This is a genomic window from Kribbella sp. C-35 (assembly GCF_046549195.1).
Lineage (GTDB): Bacteria > Actinomycetota > Actinomycetes > Propionibacteriales > Kribbellaceae > Kribbella.
Window position 1 is genome coordinate 682,388 of the sequence record NZ_JAJPWG010000001.1, and the last position, 19,033, is coordinate 701,420.

Genomic DNA, 19,033 nt, shown 5'->3' on the forward strand with positions numbered 1-19,033 from the left:
ACGCATGGAGGACGAGGTCGATCGGCTGATTCAGGCCTGGCGCCGCGAGCGCCCCGATCTCGACGTGGCGCCGATGGAGGTGCTGTCCCGGGTCAGCCGGCTGGCGCGGCATCTCGATCGCGCCCGCAGTCAGGCCTTCGACACCCACGGCCTGGAGTCCTGGGAGTTCGACGTCCTCGCGGCGCTGCGCCGAGCGGGTACGCCGTACCAACTGTCCCCCGGCAAGCTGCTCAAGGAAACCCTGGTCACGTCCGGCACGATGACGAACCGGGTCGACCGGCTGGCCGCGCGCGGCCTGGTCGAGCGCCTGCCGGATCCGCACGACCGGCGCGGCGTCCTCGTCCAGCTGACACCCGCGGGCCGGGACAAGGTCGACGCCGCGATGGCCGACCTGCTCACGCACGAGCGCACGCTGCTCGGCGGCCTCAGCGACGGCGACCAGCAGAAGATCGCCCGGGCGTTACGGGAACTGGTCCGCCCGTTCGACGTAGGGGGTGTCTGATGGTTCCACGCCGTAGCGAGGAGGTGCTCGGTGCGGTGCATCGGCGCGCGGGGGCGAAGGTCTCGATGCGGAGCATCGTGGCCTTTGCACCCGTGCGGCGAGGTGCCGCGCCGAGTGCCCCGCAGTAGGCGTGGAACCATCAGACACCCCCTAGAAAAGCACTGAGTAAAACAAACGTACGGGACAAAGCGCGGCCGGAATAACCCCGGAATTATCCGAAAAGACGACCCGTCACTTCTGCCCTGGTCCGATCGTTGCTAGTTGCAACGAGATCGAGAGACTGCTGTAGCCGACGACTATCGACACCGGACGGGCCCACTACTAGGGTCATCACCGTCGGTGGTTGATCGACTACAAGATGTCAGAACACGGTGACTTCGGCGGCAAGAGGTGGTCCGCCGAAAGTGGCCGCGCGGTGTCCGGGGCTCGGGGCCCGAACAACGCCGGCCGGCTCGGGGCCCGCTCACCCAGAAGCTCGGCGCACCCCTCCGAATCACAGGGGATCGGAGGGGGCGCCGCGGCTCGAACCCCTGCTACTCGGCGCGTTCCGCCGCTTCGAACCAGGCCGTTTCCAGCTCGCCGCGCTCGTCGGCCAGCTTGCGGAGCTCGGCGTCCAGCTCGGAGAGCCGCTCGTAGTCGCTCGCACTCGCGGCCAGCTGGTCGTGCAGTTTCGTCTCGGCCTCGGTGAGCTTCGCGAGCTGCCGCTCGATCCGGTTCAGCTCCTTCTTCGCCGCCCGGGCCGCTGCCGCGTCAGCGATCGGATTTTCAACAACCTGGCCATTTTCCGCGGGTGCCGAATTGCTGGACATCCCACCGGTAGGTGTCAACGCATTCGACGCCGGCCGCCGCGGAATTCCGGCCGCGAGTTCGTCGAGATACTGATCGACACCGCGCGGCAGATGCCGGACCCGGGCGTCACCCATGATCGCGTAAACCATGTCGCTGACCCGCTCCAGGAAGTACCGGTCGTGGGTGACGGTGACGACGACGCCCGGCCAGCTGTCCAGGAAATCCTCGAGCACGGTCAGCGTCTCGACGTCCAGGTCGTTGGTCGGCTCGTCGAGGATCAGCACGTTCGGCTCGTCGAGCAGGATGCGCAGCAGCTGCAGGCGGCGGCGTTCACCACCGGACAGGTCCGAGATCCGCGTCGTCAGCTTGTCGCCGGTGAACCCGAACCGCTCGAGCAGTTGCGACGACGTCAGCTCACCGCCCCGCCCGGCGAGCGCCGCCGTACGACGGATCGCGGTGATGTGATCGAGGACGGTGACCGTGTCGTCGAGATCCTCGAGGGTCTGCGACAGGTTGGCGATCCGGACCGTCTTGCCCTGCTTGACCAGGCCGTGGTCCGGAGCGAGCTGCCCGGTGAGGACCTTGAGGAACGTGGTCTTGCCGGCGCCGTTCGGGCCGAGCAGCCCGATCCGGTCGGCCGGACCGAGCCGGAACGTGACGTGATCGAGCATCTTCCGGTCACCGAAGCTCAGGCTGACGTCCTCGACGTCGAACACGTCCTTCCCGAGCCGGGCGGTCGCCAGCTGCGACAGCGCGAGCTTGTCCCGCGGCGGCGGCACGTCCTCGATCAGCGCGTTGGCCGCCTCGATCCGGAACTTCGGCTTGGTGCTGCGGGCGGGCGCGCCGCGACGCAGCCAGGCGAGCTCCTTCTGCAGGAGGTTCTGCCGCTTGGCCTCGGTGACCTGCGCGCTGCGGGCCCGCTCGGCCTTGGCGAGGACGTACGCCGCATACCCGCCGTCGTACGACGTGACGCGGCCGCCCTGCACCTCCCACGTGTTCGTGCAGACCGCGTCCAGGAACCAGCGGTCGTGGGTGACGACGATCAGCGCGCCGGCCCGGTCGACGACGTGCTCGGCGAGCCAGCTGACCGCCTCGATGTCGAGGTGGTTGGTCGGCTCGTCGAGGATCAGCAGGTCGACCTCGGTGAGCAGCAGCCTGGCCAGGGATGCCCGGCGCCGCTCACCACCGCTCAGGCTGCCGACCGGCGCCTGGTGGTCGACTTCGCCGAGCAGGTGCTCCATCACCGAGCGCGCCCGCGGATCGGCCGCCCAGGTGTACGTCTCGACGTCGCCGAGCACCGCGTGCAGCACGGTCTGGCCCGGGTCGAGGTCGTCGCTCTGACCGAGGTACCCGAGCCGTAGCTCGCGGTTGTGGGTGATCCGGCCGCTGTCGGGCTCCTCACGCCGGGCCAGGACCTGCAGGAGCGTCGACTTGCCGTCGCCGTTGCGCCCGACCACGCCGATGCGCTCACCACGGCCTACGCCGAGACTGACCGAGTCGAGCAGTGTGCGGGTCCCGAAGCCTTTCGAAACAGCTTCCAGATTAACCAAGTTAGGTGCAGCCATATCGCGCCCAAGGGTAGCTGACCGCCGAACCCGTGCCAGGATCGTCCAGGTGTTGACTACCGCCTGGCTCGAAGGCCTGTCTCTCGGCGACCCGATCGCCGCCGATCCGCTGGAAGGCGGCTACGCCAGCAAGACGTTCCGCGTGCGGACGACGCTCGGCGAATCGGTGGTCGTGAAGACGCAGGACGACCTGCCCGCGGACCTGTACGCGTTGGAGGCCGACGGTCTCGACGCGCTGCGTGCACCCGGCGGGTTCGCCGTACCAGAGGTCCTTCGGGTGACGCCGGAGTTCATCGTTCTGACCGACCTCGGTACGTCGGAACCGTCGCCGACGTACTGGGAGGACGCCGGGCGGGCGCTGGCGTTGCAGCATCAGCAGACTGCGGACAAGTTCGGGTACCACCAGGACAACTACCTGGGCACGCTCCCGCAGCGGAACCCCTGGACGAGCGACGGCCACGCGTTCTTCGCCGAACACCGTCTGCTCCGCTACCTGGAGGAGCCGAACTGCCACAACCAGCTCCCTTCGGACGATCGCCGCCGCTTGGAACGCATCGCCGACCGCCTACCCGAGCTGATCCCGCCGCAGCTCCCGTCCCTCCTCCACGGCGACCTGTGGCACGGCAACCTCCTCCCGGCCCCGAACGGCGGCCCGGCCATGATCGATCCCGCCGTCCACTACGGCTGGCCCGAGGCCGACCTGGCCACTCTCCTCATCTACGGCCAACTGTCGGAGACCTTCTTCGACGCCTATGAGGAGCTCCACCCGCTCGCCCCGGGTTGGCGTGATCGACTCCCCCTCCTTCACCTCCGAGAACTCCTCTGCATCACCGCCCACTGGCCCGACCGCGCCGAAACCGTCACCGAAATCAGCGCGATCCTCAAACAACTCGACTGAGGTTCAGGACGTACTGCTTCTCGTTGAGGGGGTTGCCGTCTGTGCGGGCTCGGCTGGGGGCTGGGCCTGGCACCGGGCTGTAGCTGTGGAAGGTGGTGGCTAGGAGAGCCTCGCCTCGGCCGAGGGTGGGGAGCATGGACTCGAAGGGGTGTGTGGTGGCGGCCGGGATGGTGCCTTCGATGTGGGCCTGGGTCTCGGTGAGCGTGGTTTGGGTGACGATGCCGCGGTGTTCGGCGACGTGAGCCAGGACCCGGGAGACGGTGTCGGACGGGACGTCCAGCTCGAAGTGGTTCAGCGGCTCGAGGACCGTCGTACCGGCCTCGGCGATCGCCTGCAGGAGAACGAGCGGCACGAGCCGACGGAAGTCGGCGGCCACGGTGCCCGCACTGTCGTACGCCGTGTGCGTCAGATCGACCCGGATGTCCGGGATGTCCCACCCGAACAATCCCTGGTGCAGCGTCTGCCGGACCGTCTCCTCGATCGCCGTGTGGAACGCCCGCGGCAACCCGCCTAGCTCCACCTCCAGGTTGTACTCGATGCCATCGGCAACCGGTGAGGCCCGGAAGCCGACACCCGCCGCCCACGGCCCCTCGGTGATCTCACGGGTTGCCGTACCGACACCGGTCAACCGCTCGACATGGATCGGCGTCGTCTCGCTGAAGGTGACGTCGACGCCGTACTCCGACTCGAGCAACGACGCGATCACCTCCTTCTGCACCTCGCCGTACAGGCTCACGGTGATCTCGTCGGCCTTCCGGACCCGGATCAGCGGATCCTGCTCGGCGAGCTGCGTCAACGCCTGGAACAACTTCACCCGATCCCGCGCGCTCACCACGGTCTCGAGCGTCGGCGGCGCGAACAGCCTTTGGGCGTACGACGTCCGGACGCCGAGCTGATCGCCGATCCGGATGCTCTTGAGTCCCCGCAACGCCACGATCTGACCGGCCTCGGCCCGATCCACCGGGTGCCGCCCGCCGTCGCCGAACACGTCGATCCCGCTCGGCCGCACCTGGTACGCCGGACCGTCCACGGGATGCACCGGGACCGTCGTACGCGCGGCCAGCGTCCCGCTGACGATCCGCGCGGACGCGATCTTCTGCCCGGCCGCACCCCGCTCGACCTTGAACACCCGCGCCCGCAGCTCGTCCTCCGGCGCCGCGATTGCCCGCGGCAACCACGTACGGATCCCCTCGATCACCTCGACGATCCCGACGCCGGTCATGGCGGATCCGAAGTACACCGGATACATCTCGGCCTTCGCGACCTGACGCCGCAGCTCGGCCGCCTGGTCGACCTCAGCGCCCTCGAGGTACAGCTCCAGGAACGAATCATTGCACTCGGCAAGCATCTCGCCGACCTCGCCGCGTTGCACCGGCAGCGGTACGACGGACGCCGTCCGCAGGCCGAGGTCCGCCACCGACTCCATCGGTACGGCGGCCGGCGTCAGCAACCGCCGGATGTCGGCGAGCAACTCGTCGTACCGCGCGCCCACCCGGTCGATCTTGTTCACGAACAGCAGCGTCGGAATCCGCAGCCGGTCCAGCGTGCGCATCAGCAACCGCGTCTGCGGCTGCACGCCCTCGACCGCGGAGATCACCAGCACCGCGCCGTCCAGCACGGACAACGCGCGCTCGACCTCAGCGATGAAGTCGGAGTGCCCGGGGGTGTCGATCAGGTTGACCGGCAGGTCGCCGAGCGCGAACGACACGACCGCCGAGCGGATCGTGATGCCGCGTTTCCGCTCGAGGTCCATCGAGTCGGTCTGCGTGTTCCCGTCGTCGACCCGGCCGACCCGGTCGATGACGCCGGCGGCGTACAGCAGCCGCTCGGTCAGGCTGGTCTTACCGGCGTCGACATGCGCCACAATGCCCATCGTCAGAGAGTTCAAGAGTCCTCGCGAATGCGTCGAAGCGATCAGTACCCATGGGGTGGATCGATCCGCGGCGCATCCCGGTCTCCTGTCAGTCGATAAGGGGTCTTGCTGCGAAGCTAGCACCGGCCATCGCCGGTGACGAACGAATTTCAGGCTTCGAGGACCGGTACGTCGTACTTCTGGATGAACCGATCCCGCGTCGGCTCCACACGCTCCAGGATCCGCGACAACTGCGTCTTGGCCTCGTCGATGTTGTACTGCGCTGGCGGCTCGCTCATCAGACTTCGTTAAGTCCACTTAGCTAAGTGGACTAACGGCTCACGATCGCCGGAAGGATTCGGGCGCCCGGGACGGGCCCCTCGGCCTGGCGGACCATGCGGCAGCGGCCGGACTCGGCGAGCTCCACGGCCAGGTCGACGGCACTGCGGCTGTCGGCGGCGAGGAAGAGGCAGGTGGGCCCGGAGCCGGAGATCTGCGCGGCCAACGCACCTTGGTCGAGGCCGAACTGGAGCGTCTCGCCCAGCTCGGGGCGCAGCGACAACGCCGCGGCCTGCAGGTCGTTGCTGAGCGCAACGGCGAGTGCGCCGGGCTGGCCAGACAGCAGGGCGGACATCAGCTCCGGACGAACCTGCGGCGCCTCGACGCGGCGCAGCGGACGCATCCGGTCCAGCTCGCGGTAGACGTCCGGCGTCGACAGCCCGCCGTCGGCGATCGCGAACACCCAATGGAACGTACCGCGGGACATCACCTCGGTGACCTGTTCGCCCCGTCCCTGCCCGAGCGCCGTGTGGCCGACCAGGCAGAACGGCACGTCGCTGCCGAGCTCGGCCGCATGGTGCTGCAGCTCGGTCTGGGTCAGCTGCAGGCCCCACAGCCGGTTGCACGCCACCAGGGTCGCTGCCGCGTCAGTCGATCCGCCGGCCATCCCGCCGGCCACCGGAATCGTCTTGCGGATCGTCAGGTCGACGCCCTCGTCGACGTCGTACTCCGCCTGCAGCAACTGCGCCGCCCGCACCGCGAGGTTCGTCTCGTCGGTCGGTACGTCGTCCGCGAAGTCGCCGGAGATCTCCACCGAGACCTGGCCGTCCTCGTCCCGCAGTACGGCGGTCACGTCGTCGTACAAGGCAACGGCCTGGTACACCGTAGCGACCGGGTGGAACCCGTCCGGGCGCGGCGGACCGACCGACAGACCGAGATTGATCTTGGCCGGCGCCCGCACCGTGACCTCAGCAGAAGGTGGCACGTCGCACAGGCTAGTGCCTTACACAGTCCGACCTGCACCTGCGAGTGCGGCGAACTCTGTGATCCCCAGCATCTCGCCGCGCACTCTCGGGTCGATCCCGGTGGCGCTGAGTACCTCGTCGAGCCGCGCACGGTCCGGCATCCAGCGGGCCAGCGCGGACCGGATCGTCTTACGGCGCTGCGAGAACGCGGCCTCGATCACCGCGAACACCTCCTCGCGGCTCGCCTCCGTCGCGGGCGGTTCGCGGCGCTCGAACGCGACGAGCCCGGAGTCCACGTTCGGCGCCGGCCAGAAGACGTTCCGTCCGATCGGCCCGGCGCGCCGCACGTCGGCGTACCACGCGGCTTTCGCCGAAGGTACGCCGTACGTCCGCGAACCCGGTCCGGCCGCCAGCCGGTCCGCGACCTCGGACTGCACCATCACGAGACCGTGCCGCAGCGAGTCCGAGACCTGGAGCAGGTGCAGCAGCACGGGGACGGCGACGTTGTACGGCAGGTTCGCCACGCAGGCGGTCGGCTCGCCGATCTCCGCGGGCGTCACGTCCATCGCGTCCGCCTCGACCACGGTCAGCCTGTCGGCCTGGTGCGGTGCGTACGACGCGATCGTCGACGGCAGCGCCTGCGCGAGCAGCGGGTCGATCTCGACCGCGGTGACCCGGTGGCCGTCCGCGAGCAGCGCGAGCGTCAGCGACCCGAGGCCCGGGCCGATCTCGAGGACCGTCTCGCCCTCCGACAGCTCGGCGGCGCGCACGATCCGGCGCACCGTGTTCGGGTCGATGACGAAGTTCTGGCCGCGCTGCTTGGTCGGGCGGACCCCGAGGGACGCGGCCAGCGAACGCACGTCCGCCGGACCGAGAAGTCTCGGTCCGGCGGACGTGGATGAATCAGACGAGGTCACCTCGTCAGTCTGTCACTACGCACGCTTCCCGCAGACGGGCCATGCGCCGTAGCCGCCGCGGTCGGCCTTGACCTTCTCCGCGATCGCGATCTGCTGCGCCTTCGACGCACCGTTCGCGTTGGTGGCGTACGCCGTACCGCCGTAGGCAGCCCAGGTGCCGTGGTCGAACTGCAGACCGCCGTAGTACCCGTTGCCGCTGTTGATCGACCAGTTGCCGCCCGACTCGCACTCGGCGATCCGGTCCCACGCACCGACGTTGCTGCTCGCCGGCGTGTCGGTCTCGGTGGTCTCGGTGGTCGGCTCCGCCGGCTTCGGCTTGGTGCCGACAACGACCTGCTCGTCGACCACCTTGGTCACCAGCTTCGACCCGACCACCTTGGTGGCCGACAGTTTGCCGTCCAGGTAGGTGTACAGGTACGTGACGGTCTTGGAGCCGTCGGTGCCCTTGGTCGTGGTCTTCTTGGTGCCCACTTCCAGCGTCGCCGACTTGGTCTCGTCGGTGCCGTGCGCAACCGCCTCGGTCTTGGTGACGGTCTTTTGCAGGACCTGCACGAAACCGATCTTGTTCACGCCGAGCTTCAGCGGGGTCGCGGCGGCCGGCGTGATCCGGTCGTCGGAGTCCCAGCGGACCTTCGCCTCGGTCAGGGCCTGACCGACGGTGCCGGCCAGCGACTTGATCGTCACGATCTTGCCGAGGTGCACGATCTGCACGGTCTTCGGCGTCGTGATGGTCAGCTCCAGCCCTTGGCGGCCGAGCGGCGCGCTCCGGCTGGTGGACAGCTGGGCGCCGTCGTAGCGGAGACCCAGATCGGCCAGCGCCTCGTTCACGCTGTCGGCGGTGGTCCAGTAGGCCTTCTTGGCGCCGTCCGCGTTCACAGTCAGCTGCCGCCCGTACTGCACGGCGATCTCCTGGCCGTCCTGCAGCTTCGAGTCCATGCCGGGCGCGACGACGTCGTGCTCGCCGACCTGAACTTTCTCGGCCTTGAGGGCGTCTGCCACGGTGGAGCCGAAGGTATGCACCTTCCGCACCTGGCCGTCGACGGAGACGCTGACCGTCTTGCTCTTCGCGGCATACGCCACGGAGCCGCCTGCGACGGCGAACGCAGCCGTCGCACCGACGGCCACGATGATGGACTTACGCACTAACGCTCCCAGGTAGGGCTACCCGGGCACGGGGTGGGCCAGCACAGGCACCGGCCGCGAGCGCCAGGCTGGAGGCCTGGAACCTGTGGTCGACGCCGAGGGGCGTGCTGTGCCCGGAACCTTCCCCGATCCCGGCCAACATCACGGGACCATAACGAAGAAGTCGCGGAAGCGCCAATCCCCTGGTCGGCGAGTCGTAAAAAGGTGTAACGGCGCCCTTACACGGTGTGATTGCCCCACTGCCCCCGATGCACCACTTCGGCGGTCGTCCGGCGGCCCCGTTTCAGCGACGGCGAGCGCTTGTCCGGGGCCCGGTGACCGACCGACAGCACCCCCACCAGATCGAACCCCTGCGGTACACCGAACTCCTTGAGCAACCGGCCCACCTTGTCCGCAGGAGGCCCGAAAAAGCAGGCTCCCAGGCCTTCGTCGACGACCGTCTGCAACATCAGCAGGACCGCCATCCCGGTGTCGACGTACCAGTACGGCGCGGTCCAGCGACCCTCGTCGCGATCGGTCCAGCCCTTGTCCGGCTCGGTGTACCGATCGAGGTACGCGTCCTTGTGCGCGAAGGCCAGAATCAGCAACGGCGCCCGGCGCAGCCCTGTGACCCATTCAACATACTTGGGATCCGGATCTTCGGCCGCGATCCGCCAGTACCGCTCCCGCTCGTCGCCCTCCAACGTCAGGAACGCCCACCCCTGACTGAACCCACCCGAAGGAGCCCGCAACCCGTTCCCGAGAATCCGCTCCCGAACCTCCTCCGGCACGGCCCGATCCGGATCAAAATTCCGCACCATCCGCCGCCGCCGCACAACCTCACTGAACTCCATGGCGCCTGTCTATCAGGTGCAGCTCAGCCGAGGCCGGGCGTGTGCGGGCCAGCCGGCCGCCGCGGGTGCTGTTGCCCGCGGGAGCTGTTGTCCGGCGCCGCCGGTGCCCGATCCGTCCCACTCACCGACCGTCCCGTGGCACCAACCGCGGGCGCCTGCCCACCCGTAACCTCCTGCACCCGCTTCAACTCCGGCGAAAGCTCCGTCCGCTGCACAAGCTTGCTGCTGTAGTCGTCCTCGATTCGCTCGAGTTCCTCGTCGAGCCCGGCAATCGCCGCCCAAGCGGCCTTGGTGGATGCCTCGGACTTCTCGTCCTCCCCCAGCAAGTCATCCGACTGGATCGCCTCCAAGCCGGACAGGGCATCGCGCAACGGAGCGATCAACTGTTTCCGCACTTCGGCACGATGTGCCTCGGGCATCAGGCCCGGCTTGGCGAGCCGGGCGTCGATCACCAGGTCGACCGCGACGTTCCAGCGTTGGGCGTCGTGGGCCAGCATCAGCTTCTTGGCGACCACTGCGCTGGTCAGCCCGCTCCGTTCCGCCAAGGCCTGATCGAGCAGGCGGGCGGCAGGAGTGTAGGCCGGGTAGGAATCGAGGCTCGGCTGGGACAGCACGTCCGCTTCCACGCGGTCCAGGCCGGCGATCGGCAAGACCTCGCGGATGATGCCGTCGAGGTTGTCATGGGTCCAGTACTCGGTGCGGCCTTCGTTGTCGGCCTCTGCCGCGGAGTCGTACGGGTAGGCGTCGGGCGCAGTCTCGTCGCCGAACTCGGAGAGCAGGTGCGCAGCTTCGTGGGCCAGCGTCCCGATCGCGTCGCGAAGCTCCATGGCCTCGCCACCGGTCAGCGGCCGATCGAGATCCCGTGCCTTGCGCAACGGCTCGAGAACGTTGTCGATGGACACCGACATGCTGCCGTCATCACCTGCGGTCCCCAGAAGGTCCGGATCGGTCTCGGCAAGCAGCAGCCCGGTCCAACGGGTACGCGGCGCGGCCGCGGTACCAGCTGCTCGCCGATCGACTGCGAACACCACCGCGGCCACCAGCCGGTACTCCCAGGACTCCGGCGAGATCTCGACGTCGGTCACGCTCCGCTGTCCGGGCCTTCACGTCGGCGACGCTCGATCAGACGCTTCAGGGTCGAGTTCATCCGCAGGATCGTGCGGAACTCGCGGCGCGGAGCCTGCCTGGCCAGGACGCCGATCTCCCTGATCGCGCGCTCGGCGTGGTCGATCTGCTCGGCGCGCGTTCCCTTGTCGTTGACCACCTGCGTGACCAGCCTGGCCGCACTCCAGTACTCCGGGCTTGTGCCAGGCCGGGGCCCCCTGATCAGCTCGGGAAGCTTCTCCGCTCTGATCAGTGCCAGGCGGCGATCGCGCTCGTCCGCGATCTGCTCGGCCAAGGCCTTCAAGCGCGCGACCTCGGCGGCGACTGTTGCCTCGTCGGCCTCATGCAGCGAATCGGCGAGATCCAGCACCTGCGCGTCGACATCGTCGTACTGGACCACTACCAAGGCCCTCCGAAGGCGTGGTTGGCGTTTTCGTTCAGGGCTGTGCAGAGTTCGGGGACCGAGATGTTGAGTACGTCGGCCATTTTGCGGACTGTGTGCGGGATCAGGTACGACGCGTTCGGTTTGCCGCGGTACGGCGAGGGCGTCAGGTACGGGGCGTCGGTTTCGACGAGGATGCGGTCGAGGGGGGTGACGGCCAGGGCGTCGCGGAGGGACTGGGCGTTCTTGAACGTGACGACACCGGCGAAGCTCAGGTACGCGCCGCGGTTCACGCATTCGCGGGCGAACTCGGTGTCGCCGGAGAAGCAGTGCATCACCACCCGGTCCGGTACGCCTTCGCGATCGAGGATCCGCAGGATGTCGTCGTGCGCGTCGCGGTCGTGGATCATCAGCGTCTTGCCCAGCCGCTTCGCCAGCTCGATGTGCGCGGCGAACGACTCGTGCTGCGCGGCCTGCCCGTCCGCACCGGTACGGAAGTAGTCGAGCCCGGTCTCACCGATCACCCGGACCTTGTCGCTGCTCGCCGCGAGCCGTTCGATCTCGGCCAGTGCGCTCTCTAGCTCACCGGCCGCCTTCAGCTTCGGCGCCTCGTTCGGGTGCAGGGCGACGCCGGCGATCAGATTCGGGTACTGCTCAGCGGCCTCGACCGCCCACACCGCGCCCGGCAGATCGCAACCCACCTGGACGATCCGGGTCACACCAACCGACTTGGCGAGCCGAATCGCGTCCGCCGGACTCAGCCAGTTCCCGTCCTCCCCGTCGGCGATATCAAGGTGACAGTGCGCATCGACCACACTCATCGGCAACGGATCAGGCACCGCCGGCCGCGACCGATCCCGCGACCGCCCGTCCTCCCCCACCGCAGCCCGCTCCCGAGTCGGCCGACCCACCTCCACACCATCACCCATGCGCCCCAGATTACTGAGTCGCCAGCGGGCTCTCCGGCCCGAGGTGCGGGTGACGGCGGCCGACGGATCCGGCAAAGGAACGGTTATCCCCTCGTGTTAGGGGTTCTCTGCTGGTGTGCGAGGGGAGAACCCCCAACACGAGGGGATAACCTTGCCCGCTATTCGGATGCTTCGGCGGCTTGTTTGACCTTCGTCACCAGTTGCTCCCACATGTCCTGCGAGTGTTTGGCTTCCTCCTCGGAGGCGTTGTTGTCCTGTTCGAGTTCGAGGTGGGTGTTGGCGGTGAGGGTGTAGGTGAGGGTGTGGTAGTTCTCCGGTACGTCGGGTTGGCCGGTGAGGGCGCTGAAGTGGGTGAACTTCAGTAACCGGCTGGGTTCTACGGCGAGGATCTCGCCCTTGTCCTGGTAGGGCTTGCCTTCCCATTCGCCGGTCCAGGTGATGGGGCTGCCTACCTGCCAGTCGGTCTCCACCTCGGCGCCGAACCACAGCTGCTTCAGCTGGTCCGGGCTCGTCAGTACGTTCCATACTCGCGCGGCCGGCGCGTCGATATCGATCGCGGCCACGGCCAGATACCCAGTCATCGTGTAGCTCCTCTCTCCCCCTGACCGTACGGTTCCCATCCGCCATGCGCTTGTAGAAAAGCGTCAGCCGGATCGTGCAGGAAGTCAGCACTCGAGGCCATGTCCTCAGCCGTACGGCGCCCAGTACGTTGCAGCGAGGTTCCGCCCGACCCTCAGGAGCAGCCGATGTCCCGGATCAGCTCAGTTCTCGCCCTTCTCGGCCTCGTGCTGGGATCCACCGCGCTACCGGCCGAGGCCGCGGCACCGATCCCGGTGCAGATCCTCAGCCTGACCGATCTGCACGGCTACCTGTCCGAGACCGAGAACCTGACGATCGCCGGCCCGTCCGGCACCCAGCAGGTCGGTGGCGCCGGGTATCTGAAGGCCCACCTGGACCGGCTCCGGAAGCCGAACAGTTTCCTGATCGGCTCGGGTGACCAGTTCAGCGGCTGGCCCGACTACACGCAGGCGTTCGCGAACGAGCCGACCATCGAGGTGCTGAACGCACTAGGGATGGACTTCGATGTCGCGGGCAACCACGAGTTCGACCGCGAGTTCCCGTTCCTGCGCCGGATGACCACCGGCGCCTGCTACGGCAAGCCCGGCTTCGACAGCTGCTTCAAGGACTCGACGGGCCGGAGCTTCCACGGCACCGACTACGCGTACCACGCGGCGAACATCGTCGATCCGCGGACGAAACGCCAGGTGTTCCCGCCGTACTGGATCGCGAAGGCCGGATCGCAGCGGATCGGGTTCATCGGGCTCGGCTTCCCGGGGACGCCGACCGAGACGCTGTCGATCAAGGGATCGGGGTTCGAATTCCAGGGCATCGTCGACGCAGCGAACCGGGCCGCTGCCGAGCTGAAGGCCCAAGGCGTGAACGCGATCGTCGTCAGCATGCACGAGGGCGGTCAGCAGGGCGGCCTGTACGACGAGTGCAAGAACCCGACCGGTCCGATCTTCGACGCCGCGCGGGCGATGTCTCCCGAGATCGACGTGATCCTCGGCGGCCACTGGCACACCGCGTTCAACTGCATGATCCCGGACCCGAACGGCGTACAGCGGCCGGTCCTGGAAGCGAGCAACCACGGGCGGATCCTCGGCGAGGTGAACCTGGAGCTCGACCCGGCAACCGGCGAAGTGATCCGCGACGCGACCACGGCCGCCAACCACGCGGTCACCAAGGACGTCACGCCGGACGCCGGGGTCCAGAAGATCGTGAAGTACTGGATGGACAAGTGGACGGCCCGGCAGCAGGAGCCGCTCACGAAGCTCGATCGAGACCTCGACTTCGCGCGAACCGCGGAGAGCCGCACCGGCAACCTGGTCGCGGACCTCTACAAGGCGGAGGCCGACGGCGACTTCGCGCTGGTCCCTGCCGACCTCGGCATTGATGTGATCGCCGCCGGTCTGGAGGCCGGCACGGTGACGTACGGCGAGGCGTGGCCGGTCGCCGGGATCTCGCCGATCACCACGCTCGCCATGAAGGGCTCGACGGTCGAGGGCGTCCTGGAGCAGCAGTGGATCCCGCCGGCGTACGGCTGCAGCAGACTGTCCGCGCTCGCGACCTCGGCCAACTTCCGCTACACCTACGACCTCGGGCGTCCCATCGGCGACCGCGTCGATCCGGCCGCCATCCTCATCGACGGCAAGCCACTGCAACGAGACAAGACCTATCGCGTGACGACCAGCGCCGCGATGCCGTTGCACGGAACGCAGTACGGCTATCCAGGGTTCCAGGACTCCTCCGCCCTCACTAGGGCGCCGCGGATGGGCCAGGAGGTCTTCCTCAACTATCTGCGAACCCATCCGTTGCTCAAGGCACCCAATCTCGGACGGGTGACCGCGATCCCGGGTACGCCGCCACCGGCCGACGGACCGTTCGGCCGGCTGACCCTCCTGCCGCAGAACGAGATGACGGCGACCGCCACCAGCCAGGGCTCGTCCGCGTACAGCGCGTCCGCCGCGATCGACGGCAGCTGCACAACCATGTGGCACTCGAACTGGAGCCCGCATGCTCCGCTCCCGCAATACATCACCCTCGACCTGAAGACACCTCACGCGATCGAAGCCCTCATCTACACGCCGCGCCAGGACGCCGACGTACCCAACGGCCGCATCTCGTCGTACGACGTCCAGACCAGCACCGACGGCACCACGTTCACGTCGGTGACGCAGGGATCCTGGGACGGCACGGTCGACGCGAAGATCGCCCGCTTCCCGGCGGGTACGACGGCACGCTACGTGCGGCTCGTCGGACTGGCCGGCGGGGCCGACTACGCGGCGGCGACCGAGCTCAATATAGCTCTAGCTCCGGCTTCCTGACCGCGGCGCGATGGGCCGTCGGGGACATGCCGTACCGGCGGCCGAACTGACGGCTCAAGTAGTGCGGGGAGTCGAATCCGACCGCCGCCGCGATCTGTGCGACGGACATGTCGGTGGCGCCGAGCAGTTCGGCCGCGCGCTGCAGCCGTAACGCCAGCACGACGTTCATGATCGAGTCGCCGACCTGCTCCTTGAACAGGTGCGCGAGACGCGACACCGACACCTGCGCGAGCCCGGCCAGTGACGTCAGAGTGTGCGGCCGGGCCGGGTCGGCAGTGATTGCCTCGAGCACCAGGTGCACACGCGCGTCCAGGTGCTGCGTCTCCCGGCGCAGGCTCGCAACTGCGGTCAGCAGCACCTCCTCGATGCCGTTCATCGTCAGCTCGGTGGCGACGCTCTTCTCCAGCAGATGCAGCTCGGTGTCGCCGGTCGGGGACAGCCCGGCGCGCTGCGCGTCGCGATGCAGCCGATCGAACGCGGACACCACGCGGTCCGTCTCCGACGACCTGGTCAGCCGCACGTAGGACAGCCCGGGCATTGCCTGTGGCAACGACAACCAGGAGTGCCACTCACGCCGCGGCTGGAAGTGCGCCCACCAGGACTCCCAGTACGTCCCGACGGTCCCGTAGTCGTGCGGCGTCCCGGGGCTGACCAGTACGACGTCCCCGTGCCGCAGCATCAGCTTGTTCTGGCCGATCAGATACCGCCCCGTGCCCGACGCCGTGTAGAGCAGATACCAGCTGCCCACACCGTCCGGCCGTACGACGCGATAGTCGCCGCCGCTGTGGAAGTGGCCGGTCACCAACTTGCTCGGCGGCGGGATCTCGCTGTACAGCTCGATGAGCACCTGGGTAGCAAGATCGTGCTCGAAGTCAGCAGGCTGCGTCATGGTGGATCTCCTCGTAGGCAGCCCAAGATTAGCAAGATCCTGCACCCGAAGAATCGAGTGAATCCGTGCCCTTCGCCCCCGTCGCCGAGCTCGAGTACGACGCCTCCACGCTGGTCTTCGAGCATGGCTGGCAGTCGTGGAGCCCGAGCGGCTGGTACCGGCTCGACGCGCATCCACCGCGCCCGACGGCGCCGAATCATCACGTGATGGCGTACCGCCCCGGCGTCGACGCGGGCCGCTTCCAGGGCGAGGGCCTCCTGGCGGTCGCGACGGCCGGTGAGGTCACGATCATCGCGGCGACCGGTCCCGACGAGATCCCGTCGATCTGCGCCGACATCCGCGGCGACCGGCTGGTGATCTCGGCCGATGGCGCCGTACAGCAGACATCGACGACGCAGGCCAATCCCAATCAGGCGCTCGCCGACTGGGCCGACGCCTTCGCGGCGGGCGCCCCGCCGGTGCGTGTGTTCGGACCGTCCTGGTGCAGTTGGTACGCGTACTGGGGCAAGGTCACCGAGCGCGACGTGATGACCGACGTACGCCAGTTCGACCAGCACGACCTGAGCGTCGACCTGGTCCTTCTCGACGAGGGGTACCAGGCCGAGATCGGCGACTGGCTGACGCCGCGTGACGACTTCGGGTCGACCGTCCGTCTCGCCGCCGACATCCGCTCGAGCGGTCGCCGCGCAGGTATCTGGGTCGCACCGTTCCTGGTCGCAAGCGGCAGCGAGACCGCGCGGAAACACCCGGAATGGCTGATTCCGGGCATTTCCGCCGGCACCAACTGGGGCCAGGAGCAACTGGTTCTGGACGTGACGCACCCGGGTGCCGCACACCACCTCCAGGACGTCTTCACCGAGCTCTGCCGCCAGGGGTACGACCACTTCAAACTCGACTTCGTGTACGCCGGCGCGATCGACGGACCGCGCCACGAGCAGCTCGACGGCGTCGCGGCGTACCGGCACGGAATGCGGCTGCTGCGCGAGGCCGTCGGACCCAACCGAATCCTGCACGGCTGCGGCGCTCCGATCCTCCCGAGCCTCGGACTCGTCGACTGCATGCGGATCTCGCCCGACACCGATCCGTTGGTCGACCCGCCGTCCGGCGACATCAGTCAGCCCGGTCAGCGCGGCGCGCGGTCTACTTCGGTGGCGCGCGAGTTCCTGCACGGCCGCTGGTGGGCGAACGACTCCGACTGCCTGATCGTGCGGCCCGACGTCCAGGAGCGCGAGCTCTGGGCCCAACACATCTCTCAAGGTCCGGGTTTGCGGATGTCGAGCGACCCGATCGGCGAGCTCGACCGGTGGGGTCTCGATCGCACCCGCGAACTGCTCGTCCCGAGCTCGCCGCGCCCGCATCCGCTGAAGGATCCCGATGCTTAGGCCCGCGCCGCGTCGTACCCGCCAGATCGGCAAAGCACAGCAGGCGGCCGTGGCCTACGCCCTGCTGGCACCGAGCCTGGTCGGCGTCCTCGGCTTCCTGCTCGCGCCGGTCGTGATCGTCCTGGTGCTCAGCCTGTTCGACTGGAAGTTGCTCTCGACACCCGAGTTCGTTGGACTCGCCAACTACCAGAAGCTGTTCACCGACTCCGACGTCTGGCACTCGCTGCTGGTCACCCTGTACTACGTGGTGATCTGCGTCCCCGGTACGACGATCCTCTCGCTCCTCCTCGCACTCCTGGTCGACCGGAAACTGCGCGGAATGAAGTATTTCCGTGCGCTACTGGTGATCCCGTGGATGGCGACGCCGGTCGCACTCGGCCTGGTCTGGAGCTGGATCTTCGACCCGGGCCGCGGCGCGCTGAACCAGTTCCTCGGCGTGTTCGGGATCGACGGTCCGGCGTGGCTGTCGTCGCCGGTGCTGGCGATGCCGAGCGTCGCGGCGGTGCACATCTGGCAGTTTGCCGGGTACAACATGCTGTTCTTCCTGGCCGGCCTGCAGAACATCCCGCGGTCGTTGCGCGAGGCATCGTCGCTGGACGGCGCGTCCCCGGTCGCGCACTTCTTCACGATCACGCTGCCGCTACTGCGTCCGACGATGCTGTTCGTACTGATCACCAACGTGATCGGCTCGTTCCAGGCGTTCGACACGATCTTCGTGATGACCGAGGGCGGGCCCGGTGACAGCACCGAGGTGGCGACGTACCTGATCTACGACGAGGCGTTCCGCAAGTTCGACTTCGGGTACGCGTCGACGATCTCGGTGCTGCTGTTCGCGGTGGTGCTGATCGCGACGATCTCCCAGTTCGTCTACTTCGAACGCCGTACGACCTACGAGGTGTCCGGATGAGACTGCGCATCTTCACGTACGCCGTTCTGGTGGCCGGCTGCCTGCTCGCGATCTTCCCGTACTTCCTGACCGTGCTCACCGCCTTCAAGGGCCCCGGGCAACTGTCGGAGACGATGCCGTGGGAGCCCGGCCTGCCACCGAGTACGGCGGCCTTCGGGAGGCTGTTCGACTCGGGCTTCGGCGGCTACCTGGTCAACACCGCACTGGTCACGGCCGGGATCACCCTCGGGCATGTGGTGTTCGCGATCCTGGCGGCGTACGCCTTCGCACGCCTCTCGTTCCCCGGCCGGGACGCGTTGTTCTGGGTGTATTTGTCGACACTGATGGTGCCGCCGGTGGTCACGATGATCCCGCTGTACCTGATGATGCAGAAGCTCGGCCTGGTCGACACCTGGGCCGGTCTGATGCTGCCGACGATGCTCGGTACGCCGTACGCGATCTTCCTGCTCCGCCAGTTCTTCCGCGGTATCCCCGCGGATCTCGAGGACGCGGCCCGGATCGACGGCGCCGGGCGGGTCCGGACGCTGGTGTCGATCGTGCTGCCGTTGTCGAAACCGATCCTGGTCACCGTCACCACCCTCGCCGTGGTGGCGAACTGGAACAGCTTCCTGTGGCCGCTGATCATCACCAGCAGCGAGGACAAGCGGCTGCTGTCGGTCGGGATCGCCTTGTTCAAGGGGGAAATCGGCGTCGACTACAACGCCGTGATGGCCGGCAGCCTGATCGCGCTGGCGCCGCTGCTCGTGCTGTTCATCGTCTTCCAGCGCTTCATCGTCCGCTCGGTCGCTGTTACCGGGCTCAAGTAGTACGGA

General features: G+C 67.9%; 18 protein-coding genes. 6 read left to right on the forward strand and 12 right to left on the reverse strand.

Annotated elements, in window-relative coordinates; all coding sequences use genetic code 11:
- Window positions 1-4 precede the first annotated feature (4 nt).
- Window positions 5-502: a MarR family winged helix-turn-helix transcriptional regulator gene (locus tag ACLJOO_RS03535; RefSeq protein ID WP_410785339.1), complete on the forward strand. Its 498-nt coding sequence runs from the start codon at window positions 5-7 to the stop codon at window positions 500-502.
- A 533-nt stretch (window positions 503-1,035) separates the two neighbouring features.
- On the opposite strand, the gene ACLJOO_RS03540 is transcribed toward ACLJOO_RS03535, so the two are convergent.
- Window positions 1,036-2,856: an ABC-F family ATP-binding cassette domain-containing protein gene (locus tag ACLJOO_RS03540; protein WP_410785340.1), complete on the reverse strand. Its 1,821-nt coding sequence runs from the start codon at window positions 2,854-2,856 to the stop codon at window positions 1,036-1,038.
- Between the two features lie 49 nt (window positions 2,857-2,905).
- On the opposite strand from ACLJOO_RS03540, the gene ACLJOO_RS03545 reads away from it, so the two are divergent.
- The gene (locus tag ACLJOO_RS03545) at window positions 2,906-3,754 is read left to right on the forward strand and encodes a fructosamine kinase family protein (RefSeq protein WP_410785341.1); all 849 of its coding nucleotides are present in this window, start codon (window positions 2,906-2,908) and stop codon (window positions 3,752-3,754) included.
- Here ACLJOO_RS03545 and ACLJOO_RS03550 read toward each other — a convergent pair.
- The 10 genes from ACLJOO_RS03550 to ACLJOO_RS03595 form a co-directional block, all read right to left on the reverse strand.
- Complete coding sequence (locus ACLJOO_RS03550; RefSeq protein WP_410785343.1) at window positions 3,738-5,627, reverse strand: GTP-binding protein; 1,890 nt, start codon at window positions 5,625-5,627, stop codon at window positions 3,738-3,740. The two genes, ACLJOO_RS03545 and ACLJOO_RS03550, sit on opposite strands and share 17 nt — an antisense overlap.
- A gap of 149 nt (window positions 5,628-5,776) precedes the next feature.
- The gene (locus tag ACLJOO_RS03555) at window positions 5,777-5,905 is read right to left on the reverse strand and encodes a hypothetical protein (protein WP_410785344.1); all 129 of its coding nucleotides are present in this window, start codon (window positions 5,903-5,905) and stop codon (window positions 5,777-5,779) included.
- A 32-nt stretch (window positions 5,906-5,937) separates the two neighbouring features.
- Window positions 5,938-6,870 carry a 4-(cytidine 5'-diphospho)-2-C-methyl-D-erythritol kinase gene (locus ACLJOO_RS03560; RefSeq protein ID WP_410785345.1) on the reverse strand — a complete coding sequence of 311 codons (933 nt, stop codon included), beginning with the start codon at window positions 6,868-6,870 and terminating at the stop codon, window positions 5,938-5,940.
- An 18-nt stretch (window positions 6,871-6,888) separates the two neighbouring features.
- Window positions 6,889-7,767: a 16S rRNA (adenine(1518)-N(6)/adenine(1519)-N(6))-dimethyltransferase RsmA gene (rsmA, locus tag ACLJOO_RS03565; protein WP_410785346.1), complete on the reverse strand. Its 879-nt coding sequence runs from the start codon at window positions 7,765-7,767 to the stop codon at window positions 6,889-6,891.
- A 15-nt stretch (window positions 7,768-7,782) separates the two neighbouring features.
- The gene (locus ACLJOO_RS03570) at window positions 7,783-8,910 is read right to left on the reverse strand and encodes a ubiquitin-like domain-containing protein (protein WP_410785347.1); all 1,128 of its coding nucleotides are present in this window, start codon (window positions 8,908-8,910) and stop codon (window positions 7,783-7,785) included.
- A 218-nt stretch (window positions 8,911-9,128) separates the two neighbouring features.
- Window positions 9,129-9,743, reverse strand: coding sequence for a nitroreductase family protein (locus tag ACLJOO_RS03575; protein ID WP_410785348.1), 615 nt, complete (start codon window positions 9,741-9,743; stop codon window positions 9,129-9,131).
- Window positions 9,744-9,766: 23 nt separating this feature from the next.
- On the reverse strand, window positions 9,767-10,828 hold the full coding sequence (locus tag ACLJOO_RS03580) for a hypothetical protein (RefSeq protein ID WP_410785350.1): 1,062 nt from the start codon (window positions 10,826-10,828) through the stop codon (window positions 9,767-9,769).
- Window positions 10,825-11,253, reverse strand: coding sequence for a hypothetical protein (locus ACLJOO_RS03585; protein WP_410785352.1), 429 nt, complete (start codon window positions 11,251-11,253; stop codon window positions 10,825-10,827). Before ACLJOO_RS03585 ends, ACLJOO_RS03580 begins: the two co-directional genes overlap by 4 nt.
- The gene (locus tag ACLJOO_RS03590) at window positions 11,247-12,158 is read right to left on the reverse strand and encodes a TatD family hydrolase (RefSeq protein WP_410785354.1); all 912 of its coding nucleotides are present in this window, start codon (window positions 12,156-12,158) and stop codon (window positions 11,247-11,249) included. The genes ACLJOO_RS03585 and ACLJOO_RS03590 overlap by 7 nt, the downstream gene beginning before the upstream one ends.
- A 158-nt stretch (window positions 12,159-12,316) precedes the next feature.
- Entirely contained in the window at window positions 12,317-12,739 is a 423-nt protein-coding gene (locus ACLJOO_RS03595) for an SRPBCC family protein (protein ID WP_410785356.1), read from the reverse strand.
- A 165-nt stretch (window positions 12,740-12,904) separates the two neighbouring features.
- Here ACLJOO_RS03595 and ACLJOO_RS03600 point away from each other — a divergent pair, with 165 nt between their 5' ends.
- On the forward strand, window positions 12,905-15,043 hold the full coding sequence (locus ACLJOO_RS03600) for a discoidin domain-containing protein (protein WP_410785357.1): 2,139 nt from the start codon (window positions 12,905-12,907) through the stop codon (window positions 15,041-15,043).
- On the opposite strand, the gene ACLJOO_RS03605 is transcribed toward ACLJOO_RS03600, so the two are convergent.
- Window positions 15,015-15,932: a helix-turn-helix domain-containing protein gene (locus ACLJOO_RS03605; RefSeq protein WP_410785358.1), complete on the reverse strand. Its 918-nt coding sequence runs from the start codon at window positions 15,930-15,932 to the stop codon at window positions 15,015-15,017. The genes ACLJOO_RS03600 and ACLJOO_RS03605 overlap by 29 nt on opposite strands.
- Before the next feature lie 65 nt (window positions 15,933-15,997).
- Between ACLJOO_RS03605 and ACLJOO_RS03610 the strand changes: the two genes are divergently transcribed.
- From ACLJOO_RS03610 to ACLJOO_RS03620, 3 genes are read left to right on the forward strand one after another with little or no spacing between them, the layout of a single operon-like run.
- The gene (locus ACLJOO_RS03610; protein WP_410785360.1) at window positions 15,998-17,314 is read left to right on the forward strand and encodes a glycoside hydrolase family 36 protein; all 1,317 of its coding nucleotides are present in this window, start codon (window positions 15,998-16,000) and stop codon (window positions 17,312-17,314) included.
- Entirely contained in the window at window positions 17,307-18,221 is a 915-nt protein-coding gene (locus tag ACLJOO_RS03615) for a carbohydrate ABC transporter permease (protein WP_410785361.1), read from the forward strand. The genes ACLJOO_RS03610 and ACLJOO_RS03615 overlap by 8 nt, the downstream gene beginning before the upstream one ends.
- Window positions 18,218-19,027, forward strand: a complete 810-nt coding sequence (locus tag ACLJOO_RS03620) for a carbohydrate ABC transporter permease (protein WP_410785362.1) — start codon at window positions 18,218-18,220, stop codon at window positions 19,025-19,027. The genes ACLJOO_RS03615 and ACLJOO_RS03620 overlap by 4 nt, the downstream gene beginning before the upstream one ends.
- Window positions 19,028-19,033: the final 6 nt, after the last annotated feature.

Coding starts and splice junctions, on each gene's coding strand:
- ACLJOO_RS03575 (WP_410785348.1), bottom strand. CDS start 9,743: ATGGAGTTCAGTGAGGTTGTGCGGCGGCGGCGGATGGTGCGGAATTTT.
- ACLJOO_RS03600 (WP_410785357.1), top strand. CDS start 12,905: ATGTCCCGGATCAGCTCAGTTCTCGCCCTTCTCGGCCTCGTGCTGGGA.
- ACLJOO_RS03550 (WP_410785343.1), bottom strand. CDS start 5,627: ATGGGCATTGTGGCGCATGTCGACGCCGGTAAGACCAGCCTGACCGAG.
- ACLJOO_RS03605 (WP_410785358.1), bottom strand. CDS start 15,932: ATGACGCAGCCTGCTGACTTCGAGCACGATCTTGCTACCCAGGTGCTC.
- ACLJOO_RS03595 (WP_410785356.1), bottom strand. CDS start 12,739: ATGACTGGGTATCTGGCCGTGGCCGCGATCGATATCGACGCGCCGGCC.
- ACLJOO_RS03620 (WP_410785362.1), top strand. CDS start 18,218: ATGAGACTGCGCATCTTCACGTACGCCGTTCTGGTGGCCGGCTGCCTG.
- ACLJOO_RS03535 (WP_410785339.1), top strand. CDS start 5: ATGGAGGACGAGGTCGATCGGCTGATTCAGGCCTGGCGCCGCGAGCGC.
- ACLJOO_RS03590 (WP_410785354.1), bottom strand. CDS start 12,158: ATGGGTGATGGTGTGGAGGTGGGTCGGCCGACTCGGGAGCGGGCTGCG.
- ACLJOO_RS03540 (WP_410785340.1), bottom strand. CDS start 2,856: ATGGCTGCACCTAACTTGGTTAATCTGGAAGCTGTTTCGAAAGGCTTC.
- ACLJOO_RS03615 (WP_410785361.1), top strand. CDS start 17,307: ATGCTTAGGCCCGCGCCGCGTCGTACCCGCCAGATCGGCAAAGCACAG.
- ACLJOO_RS03555 (WP_410785344.1), bottom strand. CDS start 5,905: ATGAGCGAGCCGCCAGCGCAGTACAACATCGACGAGGCCAAGACGCAG.